This is a genomic window from Enterococcus italicus DSM 15952 (assembly GCF_000185365.1).
GTDB lineage: Bacteria > Bacillota > Bacilli > Lactobacillales > Enterococcaceae > Enterococcus_G > Enterococcus_G italicus.
Genome location: NZ_GL622241.1, coordinates 2,107,119 through 2,127,321 on the forward strand (window position 1 = coordinate 2,107,119; position 20,203 = coordinate 2,127,321).

At 40.8% G+C, this 20,203-nt stretch carries 15 protein-coding genes and 1 pseudogene; 4 read left to right on the forward strand and 12 right to left on the reverse strand.

Annotated features, from left to right (window positions below; translation table 11 throughout):
- Positions 1–140: 140 nt before the first annotated feature.
- The 8 genes from pepV to licT all read right to left on the reverse strand — a co-directional run bounded on the left by pepV (position 141) and on the right by licT (position 12,412).
- A complete protein-coding gene (pepV, locus tag HMPREF9088_RS09740) occupies positions 141–1,553 on the reverse strand; it encodes a dipeptidase PepV (RefSeq protein WP_007209078.1) in 1,413 nt (470 codons plus the stop codon).
- 86 nt (positions 1,554–1,639) lie between these two features.
- Entirely contained in the window at positions 1,640–3,538 is a 1,899-nt protein-coding gene (locus tag HMPREF9088_RS09745; RefSeq protein WP_007209079.1) for an acyltransferase family protein, read from the reverse strand.
- Between the two features lie 163 nt (positions 3,539–3,701).
- Complete coding sequence (locus HMPREF9088_RS09750) at positions 3,702–4,577, reverse strand: YitT family protein (protein ID WP_007209080.1); 876 nt, start codon at positions 4,575–4,577, stop codon at positions 3,702–3,704.
- A gap of 113 nt (positions 4,578–4,690) precedes the next feature.
- Entirely contained in the window at positions 4,691–6,466 is a 1,776-nt protein-coding gene (aspS, locus tag HMPREF9088_RS09755) for an aspartate--tRNA ligase (protein WP_007209081.1), read from the reverse strand.
- A gap of 6 nt (positions 6,467–6,472) precedes the next feature.
- Complete coding sequence (gene hisS / locus HMPREF9088_RS09760) at positions 6,473–7,768, reverse strand: histidine--tRNA ligase (protein WP_007209082.1); 1,296 nt, start codon at positions 7,766–7,768, stop codon at positions 6,473–6,475.
- Between the two features lie 398 nt (positions 7,769–8,166).
- A complete protein-coding gene (locus HMPREF9088_RS09765; RefSeq protein ID WP_007209083.1) occupies positions 8,167–9,600 on the reverse strand; it encodes a 6-phospho-beta-glucosidase in 1,434 nt (477 codons plus the stop codon).
- A gap of 4 nt (positions 9,601–9,604) precedes the next feature.
- Positions 9,605–11,491 (reverse strand): beta-glucoside-specific PTS transporter subunit IIABC, encoded by a 1,887-nt coding sequence (locus HMPREF9088_RS09770; RefSeq protein WP_007209084.1) that lies wholly within the window; start codon positions 11,489–11,491, stop codon positions 9,605–9,607.
- A gap of 84 nt (positions 11,492–11,575) precedes the next feature.
- Positions 11,576–12,412: a BglG family transcription antiterminator LicT gene (gene licT / locus HMPREF9088_RS09775; RefSeq protein WP_007209085.1), complete on the reverse strand. Its 837-nt coding sequence runs from the start codon at positions 12,410–12,412 to the stop codon at positions 11,576–11,578.
- A gap of 176 nt (positions 12,413–12,588) precedes the next feature.
- On the opposite strand from licT, the gene HMPREF9088_RS09780 reads away from it, so the two are divergent.
- The 3 genes from HMPREF9088_RS09780 to HMPREF9088_RS09785 all read left to right on the forward strand — a co-directional run bounded on the left by HMPREF9088_RS09780 (position 12,589) and on the right by HMPREF9088_RS09785 (position 14,346).
- On the forward strand, positions 12,589–13,017 hold the full coding sequence (locus HMPREF9088_RS09780; protein WP_007209086.1) for an acyl-CoA thioesterase: 429 nt from the start codon (positions 12,589–12,591) through the stop codon (positions 13,015–13,017).
- Between the two features lie 140 nt (positions 13,018–13,157).
- Positions 13,158–13,322 (forward strand): hypothetical protein, encoded by a 165-nt coding sequence (locus HMPREF9088_RS12105; protein WP_169309450.1) that lies wholly within the window; start codon positions 13,158–13,160, stop codon positions 13,320–13,322.
- 106 nt (positions 13,323–13,428) lie between these two features.
- Complete coding sequence (locus HMPREF9088_RS09785; protein ID WP_007209088.1) at positions 13,429–14,346, forward strand: lactate/malate family dehydrogenase; 918 nt, start codon at positions 13,429–13,431, stop codon at positions 14,344–14,346.
- Positions 14,347–14,470: 124 nt separating this feature from the next.
- Here HMPREF9088_RS09785 and HMPREF9088_RS09790 read toward each other — a convergent pair whose 3' ends face one another.
- Both HMPREF9088_RS09790 and HMPREF9088_RS09795 read right to left on the reverse strand, forming a co-directional pair.
- Entirely contained in the window at positions 14,471–15,319 is an 849-nt protein-coding gene (locus tag HMPREF9088_RS09790) for an aldo/keto reductase (RefSeq protein WP_007209089.1), read from the reverse strand.
- A gap of 201 nt (positions 15,320–15,520) precedes the next feature.
- Positions 15,521–16,396 (reverse strand): cation diffusion facilitator family transporter, encoded by an 876-nt coding sequence (locus tag HMPREF9088_RS09795; protein ID WP_007209090.1) that lies wholly within the window; start codon positions 16,394–16,396, stop codon positions 15,521–15,523.
- Positions 16,397–16,638: 242 nt separating this feature from the next.
- Between HMPREF9088_RS09795 and HMPREF9088_RS09800 the strand changes: the two genes are divergently transcribed.
- A complete protein-coding gene (locus tag HMPREF9088_RS09800; RefSeq protein WP_007209091.1) occupies positions 16,639–17,418 on the forward strand; it encodes an ABC transporter ATP-binding protein in 780 nt (259 codons plus the stop codon).
- A gap of 10 nt (positions 17,419–17,428) precedes the next feature.
- On the opposite strand, the gene HMPREF9088_RS09805 is transcribed toward HMPREF9088_RS09800, so the two are convergent.
- Together HMPREF9088_RS09805 and HMPREF9088_RS09810 are read right to left on the reverse strand one after the other, a co-directional pair.
- Positions 17,429–17,971 carry a ClbS/DfsB family four-helix bundle protein gene (locus HMPREF9088_RS09805; RefSeq protein ID WP_007209092.1) on the reverse strand — a complete coding sequence of 181 codons (543 nt, stop codon included), beginning with the start codon at positions 17,969–17,971 and terminating at the stop codon, positions 17,429–17,431.
- Between the two features lie 180 nt (positions 17,972–18,151).
- Positions 18,152–19,689: pseudogene (locus HMPREF9088_RS09810) on the reverse strand (class I adenylate-forming enzyme family protein).
- Between the last annotated feature and the right edge of the window lie 514 nt (positions 19,690–20,203).

A 20,203-nucleotide genomic window follows, 5' to 3' on the forward strand; every position in this document is an offset into this window, starting at 1 on the left:
GACTTATTAAGGACTTGAACTAACTATTTTTTGCTACATCCAATTAGCAAGACAATTATAAAAGACCAGATCATCCAAAAGTTGTGCCAACTTCTGGACGATCTGGTTTTTTGCTTGTAGCCGAACAATTCTGTCTCAGCTTATTTGGCTAGTCGATAGATAGCATCCGCAAAAATAACGGCTGAATTGAATAAATCATCCAAGTCCATAAATTCATTTGCTTGGTGCATCGTATCAGTATAGCCTGGGAACATCGCGCCATACGCAACACCGCGTTCTAATAGACGGCCAAATGTTCCGCCACCAATAATTTGTTCGTATCCTTTTTGGCCAGTATGGTCTTCATATACTGAAAGCAATGTCGCAACCAATGGATCATCAACTGGTACATAGTGTGGCAACATATGATGTGGCTCACGCGTCGTTGTTACGCCGTAAGAACCAATAGATTCTTCAAGACCAGCTTCTAAGTTTTCAGCCGTCGTACCTTGAGGGTAACGGAAGTTTAAGTTGATGGTTGCTTCTTTGGCGCCATCTTCAAAATGAAATAGACTAGCATTCATGGTTAATTCGCCCATCTTTTCATCATTGTAGGCCACGCCTAATTTTTTCCCATCAAAGTCCTCATGCATGTACGCACCTGCGACATGTAAGAAGCTCTTTGCTCCGCCAGCAAAATCAAAGTGATCTAGGAATAGAGCCAAAAATGTACCGGCATTAATCCCAGCGGATGGATGTGCCCCGTGTGCGCTCTTACCGACAAGCTCAACAGTTACTGTCGCATCTGCTTGAGTAGCCTTAGCCGTTACTGGATGTTCATCGGTAAATGCGTTTAGTGCGACTTCAAATTCCGCAAAGTCACTTGCTGCAGGCAAGGTCACTTTGGCAGTGGCAGATCCTGGCACCATGTTTGGACGCAAGCCGCTCTTGAATGATTGCAATGTATAGCTGCCTTCATTTGATGAGCTGAAGTGAGCGAGCAATGAGATATTTCCTTTTTCCCCGTTAATGATTGGAAATTCGGCATCAGGTGAAAAGCCGAAATCAGGTTTTTCTTCGTGTTGGAAGTAATAATCCATATCCCCCCAGCCACTTTCTTCATCAGAACCGACAACAAAGCGGACTTTTTTCGATAAAGGTAGACCGAGTTCTTTGATAATTTTCATCCCATAGTATGCAGCGATACTTGGTCCTTTGTCATCAGATGATCCACGAGCATAGATTTTGTTGTCTTTAATCACTGGTTCGTATGGATCAGTATCCCAGCCATCGCCAGCAGGCACGACATCCATGTGACCGAAGATACCTAGTGTTTCGTCTCCTTCACCAAATTCAATGTGACCAGCATAGTTGTCGACATTTTTGACGGTGAAGCCATCGCGTTCACCAAAGCTTAACATTTTTTCTAATGCAGCCCGTGGACCAGGTCCAAAAGGTGCATCAGCTGTCGCTTTGTCATCTTCCCGTTCACTTTTTACACGTAATAGTGCTTCTAAATCACTTAATAAGTCGTCTTTTCTCGCAGCGACTTCTTTTTTCCAATCCGTTGTCATGAAAAAAACCTCCGTTCTTAATCTCTATCATCATATCACTTTTATTTTCCAAATGAAAATTCTTTTGTAGCTGATTTGTGAAATTTCTATTTCAAAATAGCCTTAGCAAGTAAGCGCGTATAGGCAATCCGACCAGGTACGGTCGGATGCACACGGTCTGGTCGGAACCAGTCATCGTGATCATTACTTAAGTCATACCAATCAATGACTTTCATATTGCTGTATTGCTTCGCTTTTTCAGTCAATAAATCATTCACATCATTTTGCCAGCGCTGAGTGGGCACTCGGACATTCATAAAATAGACCTTGCGATCACCCAGGTAGGCCATCAATTCATCAAACTGAGCCGAAGTCGCTGGTCCATTGGTTCCTAAAGCAATCACGACCGTATCTTTCAGTAAGCCTTGTTCAGCTAATTTTTGCAACAATGGGACCGTGCCATAGAGTTGACGGCCGACTTGTGCATCGACGACAGCTTTAGGAAAGACTTCATTGATATTTTTTGCTGTTCCTAATGCGACGGAATCTCCAAAAATAGTCACTTCTTTTATCTGAGCTGCTTCGACTATCTTTTTAGATAGGTCATATTTTTTCATAATATCGGACACATTTGTGCTAAAGACTTCTTCTTCCTCTTCTTTCGTCGCTGAGTCGACAGTGTCCGTCGTTGCAGTAGAACTTTCAGTCGTTGTTTGTTGTTTGGTTTTTTCAGCAATCTTTTGATTTTGGGAAATTTCCGTTTGAAATTCTTTTTGTTCAGCATCGACTTGATCTTTTGGAGCGGTCACAATTCCGACTAACGCCACCACTGTCACAATCGCAGCTGGCAATTGCCAAGGCTTCGCTTTACTGATTATCGGACGAGCAAACCAATCACGCACGGTCGGCCATGTCTGACTATAGTCAAACTTCCGAAATGGCTCTTCAATAAAGCGATACGATAATTCACTAATGCCTAAAATCAAAAGAACTTCAATCAGTGTATGCAACCAGATATGATCAGCTAAATTGGAGACTTTCGCTTCATAGAAGATCATTACCGGAAACTGATACAAATAAATGCCATAGCTGCGTTTGCCGATATAGGCAAAGATCGGATTGGTTAGCCAACGATTCAAACTCGCGCCAGGATGGGCAGTGATAGCGACTGCAATTGTCGAGAGTATACTAATGAGATACAAGCCCCCATAGTAGACAAATGACGACTGATCACTTAAGAAAAAGAGCGCCACGAGTAAGAAAAGCACAGACGTAAAACCTGCTACATTTAATAACTTTTTAGCTTGGGACGGAATCTTTTCTTTTAAATGGTTGGACGGCCAGATAAAGGCTAATGCGCTCCCCATCCATAAAGAAAACAGTCGTGTATCCGTGCCGTAGTAGACCCGTGTCGGATCACCACTGGGCTGATAAAGAACAGCCATTAAGATGGCGGATGCAATGCCCATGCCAGTCAAAAAATAAAAAATCGTGCTGCGTTTTTTCACAAAACGAACCAATAAATAAAAGAGTACCGGCCAAATGAGATAGTTCTGCCCTTCTACAGCCAACGACCAGAGATGGGTAAACGGTGATTCATTGGTGAAGCGATCAAAATAGGAAAAGCCTTGCTTGATCTGCCACCAGTTATTGAGATAGAGTAAACTACTGACCACCACGCCACGCAAATTATTCAATAAATTTCGCTGAAACAACGTAATATAAAACGATGACCCTAGTAATAACGCGACCAACGCCGGATAGAGACGCTTCATTCGCCGATAATAAAATTGCTTCACGTTAATTTTTTGCGTCCGTTGCCATTCTTGACGCAACAAATCCGTAATCAAATATCCTGAAATCACAAAAAAAATGGGAACACCTAGATACCCCCCGCGCATCGTTGTTGGCATGAGATGATACAAAATAACCCCTATAACAGCCAAACTACGTAAGCCATCAATCCCAGTAATGTAACGACTTTTTTTCATTGTTTTTTCTTTCATCTTATAAATCCTTTATCTTAATCTAAAGTAGCTCACTACTTAAACTTTCTTTAGTAATCATGCCACAAAATGGCAAAAAAAGCATGAGAACAGCTACATAATTTAGCAAAATTTGGTAAAAAGTTAATCGTAAAAAACAAGCAGACCAAGTGGCCTCCTTGTTTTATAGTTGTTCTTCGTAAAAGCGGCCCAAAATTTGCACATTATCGGCAATACTGACAAAGGCCTTGGGATCAGACTCTCGCATAGCTTGTCTTAATAAAGGTAACTCATAGCGCGTCACGACTGTAATCAAAACAGTCTGCTTATCATGGCGATACGCACCTTCTGCTTCGTGGATAATCGTGATCCCTCGCCGGATGTGGTCTTGAATCGTGTGAACGACCTCATCAGGAAAACGCGTAATAATCGTGACTTGCATTTTCTTTTGCTTCGTAAAGACAGCATCGGTCACCTTCCCACATACGAAAATAGCAAGTGCGCTATACAATGCCGACTGCCAACCAAACAAAATTCCGGCTGCAATCATGATTAGAAAATTAAAAAAGATCGAAATCGAGCCAATCGACTTCCCTGTCTTTTTGCGCACCGCAATGCTAATAAAATCAAGACCACCAGAGGACAGACCATTTTTTAACGCATAGCCAATCCCTGCGCCCATCGTTGCACCTCCAAAAATCGCACAAATCACTGGATCTTTGGATAACACTTCACTGGGAATTACTTGCATAAAAACCGAAGTCAAGACAACGGTAATACCAGTGAAAAAGGTGAACTTGTGTCCAATTTTGTGCCACCCTAAAAAGAATAACGGCAAATTTAACAATAACAACATGAGTGATACAGGAACTTCAAAACCAATCAATCGATTAGACAATGTCGACAAAATCTGAGCAATACCGGTAATTCCACTTGAATAGATCTTCCCAGGTCCATAAAAAAGGCGCACTGAAACAGATGCCAGCAACGCATAGACTACCGCAAATGAAAATTTTGCCGCATAGTCCGGATGAGGGAAAAACTTAAATAACCAATTCATGAACGAATTCTTCCTCACTTTATTCTTTTTCTTTCATACCCATTATACACAATGCCCCTAAAAAAAGCAGTCGAAATTCTAGGCTTCCCTACAATTCGACTGCCAGTGCTTTTTTATTCGTCGTCTTCGCTTGTCGTCACATCAATATTTAATTCAAATAATTGAAGCGGTGATACTGTGCTTGGCGCTTGTGACATTGGATCGATTGCACGACCGTTTTTAGGGAAGGCAATGACTTCACGAATATTGTCCTCACCTGCTAATAACATCGCAAAGCGGTCCAATCCTAAGGCAATTCCTCCATGTGGTGGGAAACCATAGTCTAATGCTTCTAATAAGAAGCCAAATTGTTCTGTCATTTCGCGACGTGAGAAGCCTAATGTTTCAAACATTTGCTCTTGCACTTCACGGGTATGAATCCGCAATGATCCGCCACCTAATTCGTAGCCATTTAAGACGATATCATATGCTTCCGCATGGACACGCGCTGGATCAGTAGCTAGAAGTTCTACATCGCTCGCTTTAGGCATAGTGAATGGATGGTGAGCAGATACATAGCGGCCTGCTTCTTCATCGTATTCAAATTGTGGCCAATCTACAACCCATAAGTAATTGAACTTCGTCGCATCAATTAAGCCTAGTTCTTTACCTAGACGAGTACGAACGGCACCTAATGTCGCTGAAACGACTTCAAATGAGTCTGCTCCAAACATCAATAAGTCCCCGACTTCCGCATTTGTTGCCGCAATGATTGCTTCGGTCGCTTCTTTGAAGAATTTAGCAATCGGACCTTTTAAGCCATCTTCTTCGACTTTTAACCACGCAAGCCCTTTGGCACCAAACTGACTGACATATTGTCCTAGTTGATCCATATCTTTACGTGAGTATTTATCTGCTGCACCTTTGGCATTTAAGGCTTTTACGACGCCACCGTTTTCGATTGCCATTTGGAATACTTTAAAGTCAATGTCTTTCACTGTCTCAGAAAGATCAATTAATTCCATCTCAAAGCGTGTGTCTGGCTTGTCGCTACCGTAACGATTCATCGCTTCTTGCCATGTCATACGTGGGAATGGTAAAGTCACGTCGATTCCTTTAACGTCTTTCATGACTTTTTGAATCAAGCCTTCAGTATACGTTTGGATTTCTTCTGCCGTTAAGAACGTTGTTTCGATATCGACTTGGGTAAACTCAGGCTGACGGTCTCCCCGTAAATCTTCATCACGGAAACAACGGACGATTTGATAGTAACGATCCATGCCAGAAGCCATTAACAATTGTTTAAAGATTTGTGGTGATTGTGGCAAGGCATAAAAATGACCTGGATGAACTCGTGATGGTACCAAGTAATCACGTGCACCTTCCGGAGTTGATTTTGCCAAATAAGGTGTTTCGATATCTAAGAAATCATTGTCATCTAAGTAACGACGAATCGCTTGTGTCGTCTTTGTACGTAGCAATAAGTTTTTTGTCATTTGTGGACGACGTAAATCAAGGTAACGGTACTTCATACGAATGTCATCACCGACTTGATTTTCATCTTCAATAGGGAATGGTGGCGTTTTCGCCCGATTTAAAATCGTAATTTGATCAGCCATGACTTCATAGGCACCTGTCTGCATCTTCGGATTAACCGCTTCTGGTGAACGTTGAATCACTGTTCCGCTTATCTCAATGACGTATTCGCTACGGCATTTGTCCGCAATCGCCCATGCTTCTTCTGAAGTCGCAGGGTTAAAGACGACTTGGACAATTCCTTCACGGTCACGTAGATCGATGAAAATCACGCCACCTAAGTCGCGACGCTTTTGCACCCAACCTTTTAAGACGACTCGCTTGTCTAACCATTCTTCATTTACTAAACCACAATACACCGATCGTTTTTCCATTTGTTTCTATTCTCCTTTTGTTATCATTTCATCATATACTGTTGCAAATTCATCATAGATTTTGGCTAATGGGTACGTTGCTTCCACCCGCGTCGCCATATTTTTAATTTTCACTTGTTGCTCGGCCAATTCGGAATCACCGATTGTTACGACTAGACGGGCTTTGGCTTTGTCAGCTGATTTAAACTGAGCTTTCGCTTTGCGTCCCATATAATCACGGTCTGCCGAAAATCCTGCATTGCGAATCGCTTGTACTAATTTCAAGGCTTCTACATTTGTCTCGTCACCTAAATGCACCACATAGGCATCAATCGTGTCAATCGTTGGTAGCTCGATTCCTTCTGAGTCGAGTGTCAATAAGACACGCTCAATCCCGATACCAAAGCCAAAACCAGGAGTTGATTCGCCACCGAATTCTTCAATCAAATTATCATAGCGGCCTCCAGCACAGATTGTCGATTGGGTCCCTAATGCGTCTGAGTCATGCATGATTTCAAAAATTGTATGCGTATAGTAATCCAGACCACGCACCATGTTGCTATCGACTTCATACACGATGCCTAATGTGTCTAGCATCGCTGTCACTGTCTCAAAATGGGTCTTTGATTCAGTTGTTAAGTAATCTAAGATTTGCGGTGCATTGGCTACAATTTCTTTGTCCTTTTTGTCTTTGCTATCTAGCACTCGCAATGGATTTTCGTGTAGGCGTCGTTTTGAATCAGCACTCAATTGCTCTTCAAATGGCGTTAAATACTCAATCAATGCTTGACGATACGACACGCGTGTCTCACTATCCCCAAGTGTATTGATAACTAAGCGTAAATCGCTAATGCCGAGCTGTTCAAAGAACGCCAAGGCCATCGCCATAATCTCTACATCAGTCGCCGGATTTTTGGAGCCAAAGCACTCAACCCCGATTTGGTGAAATTGACGCAAACGACCTTTTTGCGGACGCTCATACCGAAACATCGGTCCAGTGTAGTAGACTTTATACGGCTTCGGAAATTCCGGACCGTATAATTTATTTTCCACAAAGGAACGGACAATTGGTGCAGTCCCTTCTGGCCGCAAGGTAATATGACGATCTCCTTTGTCATAAAAATCATACATTTCCTTGGTCACGATGTCAGATGTATCCCCGACACTTCTTGAAATGACTTCAATGTGCTCAAATAACGGTGTCCGAATTTCATCAAACTGATAATCTTTAAATAGCAGTCTTGCTGTTTCTTCTACAAATTGCCACTTCTCTGATTCACCTGGCAAAATATCATTTGTCCCTTTTGGTCGTTGATATTTCATATTCCTTTTTCTCCTCCTAAAAAATAAAAATCGCCCTTGTCTACACAAGGGCGAGTCAATAGTTACACGCGGTACCACCTAAATTTGAAAGAATACTGGATTCTTTCCTCAACGATTAACGCTCGTACACGGTCGTGGCTTTTCGCTCACGCATCTCCAGAATGTCTCCTCATTAATCTCACCAAACTACTTCCAGCCTCAGGTAGTTCTCTCTAGCAAATGAAAATTAATTACCTTTTCCTTCATCGATTTTCTCTATAATACGTATAAACTACCTGAAAACTATCAAAAAGTCAAGGTCAAACACAAGTGGCGATGGCAAAAGATTCTCACGGCCACAAATTCTGAAATGGTTGCTCAAATTTAACGGCTTGCCGCAAAAACTATGTCATTTGTAATTAGTTTTGTGCTAAGTTTTCACCATTTGAGGCAATGACTTGCTTGTACCAATCAAATGATTTTTTCTTCGTACGCTTTAAGGTCCCATTGCCTTCATTGTCACGATCGACATAGATGAAGCCATAGCGTTTTTTCATTTCACCTGTCCCCGCTGAGACCAAATCAATACAGCCCCAAGTATTGTAGCCTATCAGATCCACGCCATCTAGTTCTACGGCATCTTTCATCGCCTGAATATGGGCTGCCAAGTAATCAATACGGTAATCATCTTCGACATAGCCAGTTTCATCAGGTACATCGACTGCCCCTAGACCATTTTCTACAATAAACATTGGCTTTTGATACCGATCCCAGATATCATTCAATGTAATTCTTAGCCCTAGTGGATCGATTTGCCAGCCCCATTCACTCGCTTCTAAAAAGGGATTTTTGACAGAGGCAAAGATATTCCCCGCTGTCTCTGCTTGCTCTCCATCTTTGACCGGTGCGACACGCGAAGAATAATAAGAAAATGAAATAAAATCAACTGTATGTTCCGCCAATAACTCAAAATCTTTTTCTTCTGTCACCAATTCAATGCCTGCTTGTTCCATTTGTTTTAGCGCATAGGTCGGATAGTAGCCGCGTGCTTGGACATCAATAAAGAAATAATTTTGACGATCTTTTGTCCGGCTTGACCAAACATTTTCCGGATTGCAATTAAAGGCATAATACGATCCGGCTGCCAACATACAACCGACTTGGTTTTCAGGATCTATCTCATGAGCAATCTTGGTTGCAATCGCTGAAGCAACTAACTCATGGTGGGCGGCTTGGTACTTCACTTGTTCTTCATCCTCGCCAGGCTCAAAGCACAAGCCCGCTCCTAAAAATGGGGCATGCAAAATCATATTGATTTCATTAAAGGTCAGCCAGTAACGTACCAACCCTTTGTAGCGTGTAAAGACTGTGCGGCAAAGACGTTCATAAAATGTCAGCATTTTACGATTGCGCCAGCCACCATATTCTTTAATCAAATGAATCGGACAATCAAAATGCGTAATCGTAACTAACGGCTCGATGCCATGCTTTTGACATTCTTCAAACAATCGTTGGTAAAAGAGTAAGCCTTCTTCATTCGGCTCTAGCTCATCACCCAAAGGAAAGATTCGTGTCCATGCGATTGATAAACGATACGTCTTGAATCCCATTTCAGCAAAGAGCGCAATGTCCTCTTTGTAATGATGGTACATATCAATTGCTTCTTTCGCTGGATAAAAATGTGTGTCATCGAATGCCAACATTTTTTCTTTTCCTTGAATAATCGCTGAACGATCCGGACCAGTCGGAATGACATCGACATTCGCTAGACCGCGTCCACCTTGGTCATATCCACCTTCACATTGATTGGCAGCCGTTGCACCGCCCCATAAAAAATCGCTTCTAAATCCCATTCAATCATACCTCGTTTCTTTTTTGATGAAAGACTTTGATGAATTGATCGCCGCTATGAATCGCACCTTCGTTAATTGTTAAAATTTCTCCTACCTCATTGGTATTCGTAATCACAACTGGTGTAATTGGATTTAAGCCATTTTTGACAATGACTTGTGGATCAAATATTAGTAGCAAGTCACCCTTTTTGACTTCTTGTCCTTTTGCAACAGCATAGCTATACCCTTCACCATCTAATTTTACTGTATCAATTCCGACATGAATTAGCAACTCGATGCCATTTTTACTAGTCAAGCCAATCGCATGACCACTATCAAACGTCGAACTAACGGTCGCATCAAATGGTGCATAGACTTTTCCTTCGCTAGGAATAATCGCCATCCCTTGTCCTAAGATTTCTTCTGAAAACATGCCATCTGCTACAGCTTCAAGTGCCACAGCTTCTCCATTGATTGGGGCAAAGACATCACTATCTTCCGTTGTTTTTACGGTTGGTTGTGCTACTTCTGTGGTGCTTGTTTCATCTGTTTTTTCTTTAAATAAAATGAACGTGACGATAAAGGTAATCACGATACTAATTACTGCACCGATACAAGCAAAGTAAAAATGACTCAATGTATTGTCGCCAATGTAGCTAGGCAATGTTAGTAGACCTGGTGAACCACCTGAGAAGTTCTTCACGCGGAAAATACCCATAAATAAACCACCAACTCCACCACCAATCATTGCTGCATACAATGGTGTTTTGTAGCGTAAGTTAACCCCATATAAAGCTGGCTCTGTAATTCCAAAAATCCCTGTCAAACCGGCCGAAAAAGCAAGTTGTTTCGTCGCTTGATTTTTTGACTTCACCCCAACGGCTAACGCTGCCGCACCTTGGCTGACATTTGATGCTAACATCCCTGGGTAAATCACTGTGTCATAGCCCGATGTCATACGGTTATTGATTCCAATCGGTACTAGACCATAGTGTGTCCCAGTTGCCACAAACAATGGTGTAAATGTTCCTAATAACAACGGTACAATCCAAGGGCTAACACTTTCTAAGAACGTAATACCCGTTGAAATCCAATCACTAATCAAATACCCAACTGGACCTAAAATCGTTAACGTAACAATCCCCACAACTGCAATCGAAATCAATGGTTTACTAAAGAATTTGATTGCTTTTGGTGAAATTCGATCGGCAATCGGTTCTACATAAGATAAGAACCAAACAGCCAAGATAATTGGAATAACAGAAGAAGAGTAACTAACGGCTGAAATCGGTAAGCCAAACAAGCGAATGGCATCGCCACTTTCTTTAGCCGCTGTCACCATTGCAACAAAGTTAGGATGTAGTAAGATACCTCCTAACATCATTGCTAAATACATATTGGTTTTGAATTTTTGGGCAGAAGATGCTGCCAACAAGACAGGTAAAAAGTAAAAAGCTGCATCCGCCATAAAGTTCAAAATTTGATAACTTTGACTTTCCACTGTAAGGACTGAAAAGACCACCAATAATGACAAGACTGCCTTTAACATCCCCGCCGCAGTGATAGCTGGCAAGATAGGTGTAAAAATACCCGTAATTGTATCAATGACTTTGGCTACTTTCGATTTTGGTTCACTTGCTTCTTGTTTTTCATCGGTTTTTGATTCAAGTATCGTTTGCTTCATAATTTCACTGTAGACATTGCCCACGTCACTGCCGATAATTACCTGGTATTGTCCCCCTTTATTTACGACGCCCATGACCCCTGGCGTTTCTTTTAAGACCTTTTCTTTTGGTTGATTATCATCTTGCAAATTAAACCGTAAACGAGTAGCGCAATGAGTCAATCCTTGAATATTTTCTTCGCCACCGACATTTTCAATAATAGTCGCTGCTAAATCTTTGTAATTCATCCCTATATCCTCCTTTAAAATAAAAGAGACCTAACCACGTGATTCATCACATAGTTAGGTCTCGCCTGCAATGCAGTAACAATCCTACTCACTTGTTATTCGTTTAATATGAATCGTTAAATAGATCAATTCGTCATTGTCTAGCTTTCGTCCAAATTGTTTTTGAATGTACTCACCTATTTTCAATGCACATTGGTACTCTTTTGGATACTTATCTTTCAACATAAACATAAAGCCCGCTGTCTCATCGCCATCCAAGTGAACATCCGTAAAGACACGCTGAACAAAAAACTTCAAATGCGTGACAAAACGCTCAAAATTAAGAGAATATTCATCTAACTCCATATTAAAATGGTATTTTACAATATTTAAGATAGCTTGAATCGTTTGAGTCATTTCTGACACTTGGTTGACCTCAGATCCAGATAGTTCCGCATTAAAAATATGTAATGCGATAAACCCTGCTTCATCCTCAGGCAAAGAAATCTGTAAACGACTTTGGATCATACTCAGCGCTTCTTTACCAATTAGAAACTCATGGTTGTAAAATCGCTTAATCTCCCAAAGTACCGCATTCTTTAACTGTCTGCCCTCTTGATGACGCTCCAAAGCAAAATGAATATGATCGGATAACGTAAGAAAGAGATTCTCGCTGAGCTTTTTTCCCAAAGAGACCTTTGCAAAACTGATAATGTCATTGGCTACTTGTATTTCTTCCAAGGGAATCGCTGATAACAAATTGGTTAACTTGCTCACATTCCACTCTTTTGTAATACTATAGACTTTTTCAATAGCAGCCGCATCGACCTCATCGCCAGCCTTTCGCTTAAAACCAATCCCTTTACCCATGACAATTAGCTCTTGATTCGAGTGATCTAAAGAGACAACAATATTATTATTGATGACTTTTTTAACTCTCACTTCGTTACTCTCCTTTAGCTACGTGCTCTCCTCGAGTATAGCCCACAATGAAGCGGTAACAATCTCAAACGAACAGTACCATATCTTTTTTCATTCTGTCAATCACCCACGATGTAAGAGGTTGCATCTTTTTCAAACTTTGCTTACAATTATTAGGAACAGAAAGGAGTTTTCTTATGTATCCAGGATATTCACGCGAGCCACATTATTATGAAACCGATCAAATGGGTATTATTCACCATTCCAATTACATACGTTGGTTTGAAGAAGCGCGCGTCGACCTACTCGAATGGCTCAATCTTCCGTATCGCACCATCGAAGACGCCGGCATCATCATCCCCGTCTTAGCTGTTACTTGTACGTATAAGAGCATGGTGCATTATGGCGACTTGGTTAAAATACACGTATTTGTAGACAACTATTCCGGCACTCGCTTTGACTTTCGCTATGAATTAGTGAACCTGACCACCAATCAAGTAGCCACGATTGGCACAAGTAGTCACTGTTTCCTTAGTTCTGAAAGACAACGACTAGTTTCTCTCAAAAAATCATTCCCAGAATTTCATAAAATTTTCGAAACCTATGTTATGGACCAAGAAAATTAAAGGAACAACTAAAATAACTGTATTATTTTTGTATTTTTTCTATTTTTTAAAACGTTTCCAATTGTATTTCATCAAATTTTATGTATAATTCTAATAGAGTAGTCCCTGTACTACTAAATTCTACATATGAGGTGATGATAATGTATGTTGTAAAAGTTTTTCACGGCTATATCGACAAGACTGGGCATCGTACACGCGACAAGTCATCCGATAATTTATTAGTGTTTCCTGATCGAAAATCTTCAGAAGAATTTGCTAACAAAATTGGTGGTCGTGTCAAAAGATTAGAAGAATTAAAAGTTTGAGTCAGCCATTGTAGGTACTCAAACTTTTTTTGTTTATTTTTTCTATCTTTTCTCACTATCTTGTTCTACACTACAATCAAGACAAACAATAAAGGAGATGACTTTCATGAAAAGAATCGGCATTATCGGCGTAGGTCATGTTGGCAGTACGGTGGCCCATACACTAATTGAACGTCAAATTGCAGACGAACTCTATCTCTTTGATGAAAAAACAAACTTAGTAGAATCAGAATGCTTTGATCTTTGGGCTGGACAGATTGGCACTCACACCACGACACGTCTCTATGCAGGAACAAGTAACTCCTTAGCTGAGTTAGATGTATTGGTTTTTGCAGTGGGGGACATCGCCGTATTAAACGGCCAAGGCACTCGTTTCGATGAATTAGCAATTACAAAACAAGCCGCTGAACAATGGGGACCTATTATTCGTGCTTCTAAGTTTCATGGTATTTTATTGACCATCACGAATCCTTGTGATGTCATCACTCGTTACCTACAAGAACTCACCGGCCTACCCAAATCCAAAATTTTTGGCACTGGAACGTCTTTAGATACTGCTCGCTTCAAGCATGCGGTCGGCGAGATTTTGACGATTGCGCCAGATAGTGTCGATGGCCTTATTTTAGGGGAGCATGGTGAGACACAATTCATCGCTTGGCATGCGACGTCTATCGGCTATCGTCCGATTCTAGAGCAAATCAGTCCCGAGCAACAAGAAAAAATTGAAGCACTCACCTTCGCACTCGGAGAAAAAACATTCACCGGTAAAGGCTATACTTCATACGGCATCGCCAACCAGGCCGCACAAATTATCGATGCTATCTTGACTGACAGCCATCGCATTTTCCCATTGTCTGTCTACCATCAAGAGGCCAATCTCTACATCGGTCATGCGGCAAAAGTCGGCGCACAAGGCATCGAAGAAAGCTATCCGCCCATCTTATCTAGTGATGAAAAGCAAAAATGGGCCATCTCTGTCAACTGGATTCAAACCATGTACGATGCAATCGACCAAAAAGAATGAAGAATCCTGTTGCAGTTACAAAAAAATCCAGAAAATCCAGAAGCTGTCTTACAAACTTTTGGATTTTTTGGATTTTTATTTGTAACTAATGTTGTCTTGTGATGTAAGACATTTCTATCAGAGATTAAAATTGAGCTGTATCTGGATCCAAGGCTTTGCCGACAACACCATCTAATCCATCAATAATCTTCATATCCGCATCTGATAACTCAAAATCAAAAATAGCAGTATTTTCTTCAATTCGACTTGGTGTAACAGATTTTGGTAATGGCAAGAATTCGTGTTGTAGTGACCATCTTAACGCTACTTGCGCGATGGTTTTATTGTACTTTTGAGCCAATTCTTTCATTTCTGGCACATCAAAGATTTTCCCAGTGCCAAGCGGGCTATACGCTTCAATGACCATCTCATGATCACGGGCATATTGGACCGTTTCGGCCATTAATTCACCTGGTGCTAAGAAAATTTGATTGACCATAGGAAAGACTTTAGCAGTTTTACTCAAGGCGTCTAAATGATGTGGACGGAAATTACTTACACCGATTGCTTTTATTTTACCAGCTTCATAAAATTCTTCCATCGCACGCCATGTTTCAGCATTTGCTTCTTCCCAGTTGTCACGAAATGCAATTGGGTTAGGCCAATGAATTAACAGTAAATCTAAATAATCCGTACCCAATTCATGTAAACTTTTTTCGATAGATGCTTTAGCCAATTCATACGAATGATTGCCATTCCAAACTTTCGTCGTTAAAAAGATTTCTTCACGCGCTACGCCACTCTCTTTGATTCCGCGACCAACGCTCTCTTCATTTTTATATCCTTGCGCTGTATCAATATGACGATAGCCAGCTGCCAATGCTGCTTTGACTGAATCGACTGCGACTTGACCATCCGGCGTTTGCCATGTACCAAATCCTACTTGAGGAATTTTTACCCCATTCTTTAATGTATAGGTTGAAGTTAGACTCATATTTCTTCCTCCTTTATAATCTTGTCTTTCTATTATACCAAAAATCTTTACTTTGAAGGCTACAGATGCTTATAGAAAAGTTGTAACCACGGTATTTAGATTTAAATTTAGTTGCTACGAAAAAGCCAGAAAGCCAAAAGTTTGAAAACAACTTCTGATTTTCTGGTCCTTTGTAGCTGAACAATTCTGGCTCAGCCTTTTTTATTGATTGTCTGGTTCAACATGGACATCGATTTCAAAAACACCAAACTTGTCACGTAACAGTGCTTCAATCTGGTCTGCGATTGCATGACTCTGCTTGACACTTAGTTGTGCTGGCATTTCAACCACAACATCAACATAAATATTGGCCCCATAGTTACGCCCTTTGACACTTTGGACCCGAGTGATACCAGGGATTTTTTGAATTTCTTCTTTGTATGCCTGAATTAATGCAATATCAAAGCCATCGGAAAGTGTAAACGTACTTTCCTTAAAGATATCGATCCCTGTTTTGACAATTAAGATCCCGACTACTAAAGCGGCGACACTATCGACCCATGGCAAGTGAAATGTCGCGGCAAAGACGGCGACCGCAGTCCCGATACTTGTCCACGCATCACTACGATTGTCCTTAGCTGCGGCTAATAATCCTGAACTTTTAACCTTTTCAGCTAGCTTTTTATTATAGAAATACACACTATACATAATCACTGCCGAAACAATGCCGACAAGCGCGGCTATGCTGTCTGGTGATTCACTTCGCTCACTAATAACCGTCTGGATAGAGCTGTATAATACTTGTAACCCGACAGCAATCATGATTAAGGATGTAATAAGACTGGCTACGTTTTCTGCCTTCCAATGACCATAGCGATGATCCTCATCGGCAGGTTTACGTGATACTTTTAGTCCGATTAATACGGATACTGATGCAATAATATCGGTAGCATTATTCAATCCATCGGCTCGTAACGCTTCTGAGTCTGCCCAATTACCGACAAGAAGTTTTAAAATTGAAATGACAAGGTAAGCAACAATACTGATGATCGCACCTTTTTCTGCTTGCTTTAACTCTTGATACCGATCATTAGCCATTTTACTGCCCCCTTTTTGAATTGATGTCCATCATATCAAATTTAACCGGGATTTTTTACAGTATGGGAATTTTTTTATTATTTTGGGTTTCCAACATCGATTGGTCTATGCACCACAATTCGAGTTAAGGAGAACCTAATTTTCGTAAGTTTCATGAAAGCAAAACGAAGGATTACCATTGTCAAATTGGGCGCAACGTGCTATGGTTTTAACAATTATTTGACTACATTGGAGGAATTGAAATGACCATATTATCATGTGAACAACTTTCCTTTGTCCGTAACAAACAACCGTTGCTAAGTGCAATCGATTGGCAAGTAGAAGAAACGCAAAACTGGGCGATTTTAGGATTAAATGGTGCTGGTAAGAGCTTGCTATTGCAATTAATTACCGGTCAGCTCTGGCCATCAAGCGGCAAACTCACGGTACTGGGCACTGTCTTTGGTCAATCCTCCATTCCCGAATTACGGCAAAAAATCGCTTGGATTAGCCCCGCGTATTTGAATGAATTTCCTGAACATGAAACAGCCGAAAAAATCGTCGTCTCTGGTTATTTTGCTAGTGTCGGTGTGTATCAAAAAGTCAGCGATGAACAACTAGCCGCTGCCAAAAAATTATTAGTTGAACTTGGCTTAGAAGAAGTCATTGGCCGAACGTTCCACACTCTCTCGCAAGGACAAAAACAACTCGTAGGAATCGCCCGTTCCTTGATCAATCGACCAAAACTACTAATTTTAGATGAACCAACAAATGGCCTCGACTTATTTGCCAGAGAAGAGTTCTTAGCCCGACTTCATCAATTAGTAACCAACAAACAGATTCCAAATCTCGTGCTGGTGACGCATCATACCGAAGAAATTACGACTGATTTCACCCATGTATTATTGTTAAGAGATGGCCAGATTGTCCATCAAGGCTTGCGTGGAGAGTGTCTGACAACCGCGCATTTATCAAGCTTCTATCAAAAAGAAGTAGTCATTTTACCTTATAAAGATACCCGCTTTTTGGTCTATCCTGCTTAATACAAGTAAGTTAGATACCTGAATGCGGATGCTTTCGATAATAAGTTATCTTTTTTCTGGCCCATTCATAGTGACTGATTGTATTAGCCGTAAAATAGCTCGCCGCATGTGAATGACCCGCCCAACGAAATCGCCCCTTTTCAAACAATTCTTCTTCAGACATCCGTTGCAGCTGATCCTCAATCCGCCGGTGACTAGCTTCAAGTAACTCACTTGCTTCACTGAGTGTCGTATGCTGGTGTTTTGTGACAAAGGCATCATTCATTTGACCATACGTCCGCCAATTATATGGCTCAGGTAGAAAACGATCAGCTTCCAGATTTTCTAAACAATGCAACAATAAGAGCTGCCACTCATAGAGATGAATCAAAATATCTCGTAAATTTTTGTCTCTCGTCCAATGTGCTTCCTTATGCTTCAAAAGAAACGCTTCTGAAAAGACAATCTCTTCTACTCGTTGCTCCTCACTCAAATTTGAAATAGCTTGTTGCAAGCGCTCATAAGCTTTTGGTAGCTCCGCTTGCAATTCAGCTTTTGTCTTTGGTCGTGCCATGATAGACCCCTTTCTCACCTATTCTAAAACGAAAAACACACTCCCTTAAATACACAAAACAGTGTTTCAAAAGCAGCTCTCTTGGCAATAATTCCTCCCTAAAATTGCGGACCAATTTCAGGGATTTAGGACGTATTGCGCGGAGCTAACCGCTTTTGTCCCAACTTTTTTCTCAAAAAACTAGTTCGTTTGTTCTTTTAATTCTTTTTCTAGTTGCAAACGTTGGACTTTCATGGTAGCTGTATGTGGAATCTCGTCAAACGCACGTACGATTGGGTGGTGCATGTGTGGTAGGTCACTGACTTTTTCCCACCAAGCATCCCAATCCATCTCTTGATCTGGCACAACAGCTAGGACCGGCTGAGCTTTGTCATCAATACCACGAATCAACACGACTTCTTCTAAAAAGTCTAATTGATCCAACAGATAATCCTCAATCGTCAGTGTGCTATTCACTGAATCAATTGGCGATCTTTTAAATACAAATGTCCTTGCTCATCCATGCTACCGTAATCGCCGCTATCCCACCATTTGCCGAAGACTGTTTTTTGGAAGCGAGCATCTTCTTTGTAATAGGTCAAAGCGCGTCCTTTTGATAAGAAATGGATATTGCCATCCGTATTCGGTGGCAAGACTTGGCCTTCTTCGTCACAAATACGTGCTTTCGTTAAATCTGCAAGCCCAACTCCCATGTCCCGAGCATTCGAATGTTCCAATGAAGCTAATGTGTGTGCTTTAATGATCATCGGACCACATTCACTTTGACCATACACTTGTAAAAATAGTGGATCTGTTGCTTGTGAAGCAGTTAAAAATGCACGCATGGTTCCATTATTAATGGCGTCAAAAGTGGAATGATAATATTTCGTCTGAGCAAATAGTTCTGGTTGCTTCTTGGCCAATTGAGTCCATTGAACAAAATGATTCGGATGCGTCTCTAGCGCTAACGGTGGATGAGCAGTTAGCATCTTAGACACTGATTCAAATTGAGGATTTGCAAGGGGCATCATTGGAAATCCTAGTGCCATTAAGGAAGAGACACCAATATTAAAGCGTGAATGAACCGGTGAAATATGAAAAGCAACTAGTCCAGGCTCCCCCATCTCGTGAATCACTGATTTTTGCCATGCTGTCCGCCAGCCCATTGAATTTGCTGAATGGCAGATTAATTTAGGAATCCCTGTCGTTCCTGAAGTATGTGTCATATAAGAAATCTCATCTAGCGCTAATTCTGCTTGAGGGACTTCAGGCGCTTCAGTCTCTAAAATAATCTCCACGGATAATGCCAAATTGGTGGTATCACGACGGACAGCCTTGACGCGCCCTTCTGTCACTTCATCGTAAATCAAAAATGGTTGCTCCAAACGATCAATAAAGACTTCAATCGTCTCTGCTGGTAAATGGTAAGAAATCATCGCTGGAACCGCACCTAAATAAGATACGGCTACCGCTAGTAAATACGTATCAAACTTGGGACTCTTGTATAATAAAACTTTGTCACCACGACCAATTCCTAACTGCGCCAATTGATACGCACGTTTTTGAATGATTGCCAAACTTTCCATATAAGTCGTGGCTGTCTCTAATTCAGGAAATGCACGTAACACTTCATCAAATAAGATCAGTGTGTACGGAAATTTTTGAGCAGATACTAAGTAGTTTCCGTAAAGATTTAATGGTTGATGGTCACATATTTTCAATGAACTACCTTCTTTCATATAATTACGGTCGTTACTATTTTATCGAAATCGCTAACAAATTAAAAGTGCATTTTTGCACATAGTCAATTAACTGGTAAAAAAACAGCTTAGAATCCAATTGTTATCAGCGTTGTTTAAAGGTATAAGCTGATACTCACGTTTTTGGTTTTCAGCAAGTTAATGAGATACAGGTTTTATCGGTTTTATCGGTTTTATCGGTATCATCACTTCAAAAACTTGTAACTCCTTTTCCGTTGTAAATACTTCATCTTGCCACAGTAACTCCCAAATCTCTCCATCTATTTTTAACTGATGTTGTTCTAAAAATAATGAAACACGTTGAGTAAAATCAAGGATTTGCTGTTTTTTATCGGTAGTAAACCCTGAAAGATAAAGGCCTGATCTATTTACTATAATTGAATAACGAAAAAAGAGAGTGCCGAAGCACCCACTTTCTCAAGACTTATATAAAAGGCTCTATAATATTTGGTGTTGTTACTCAAATAGAGTAGTGACATCAAATATTTTTTTA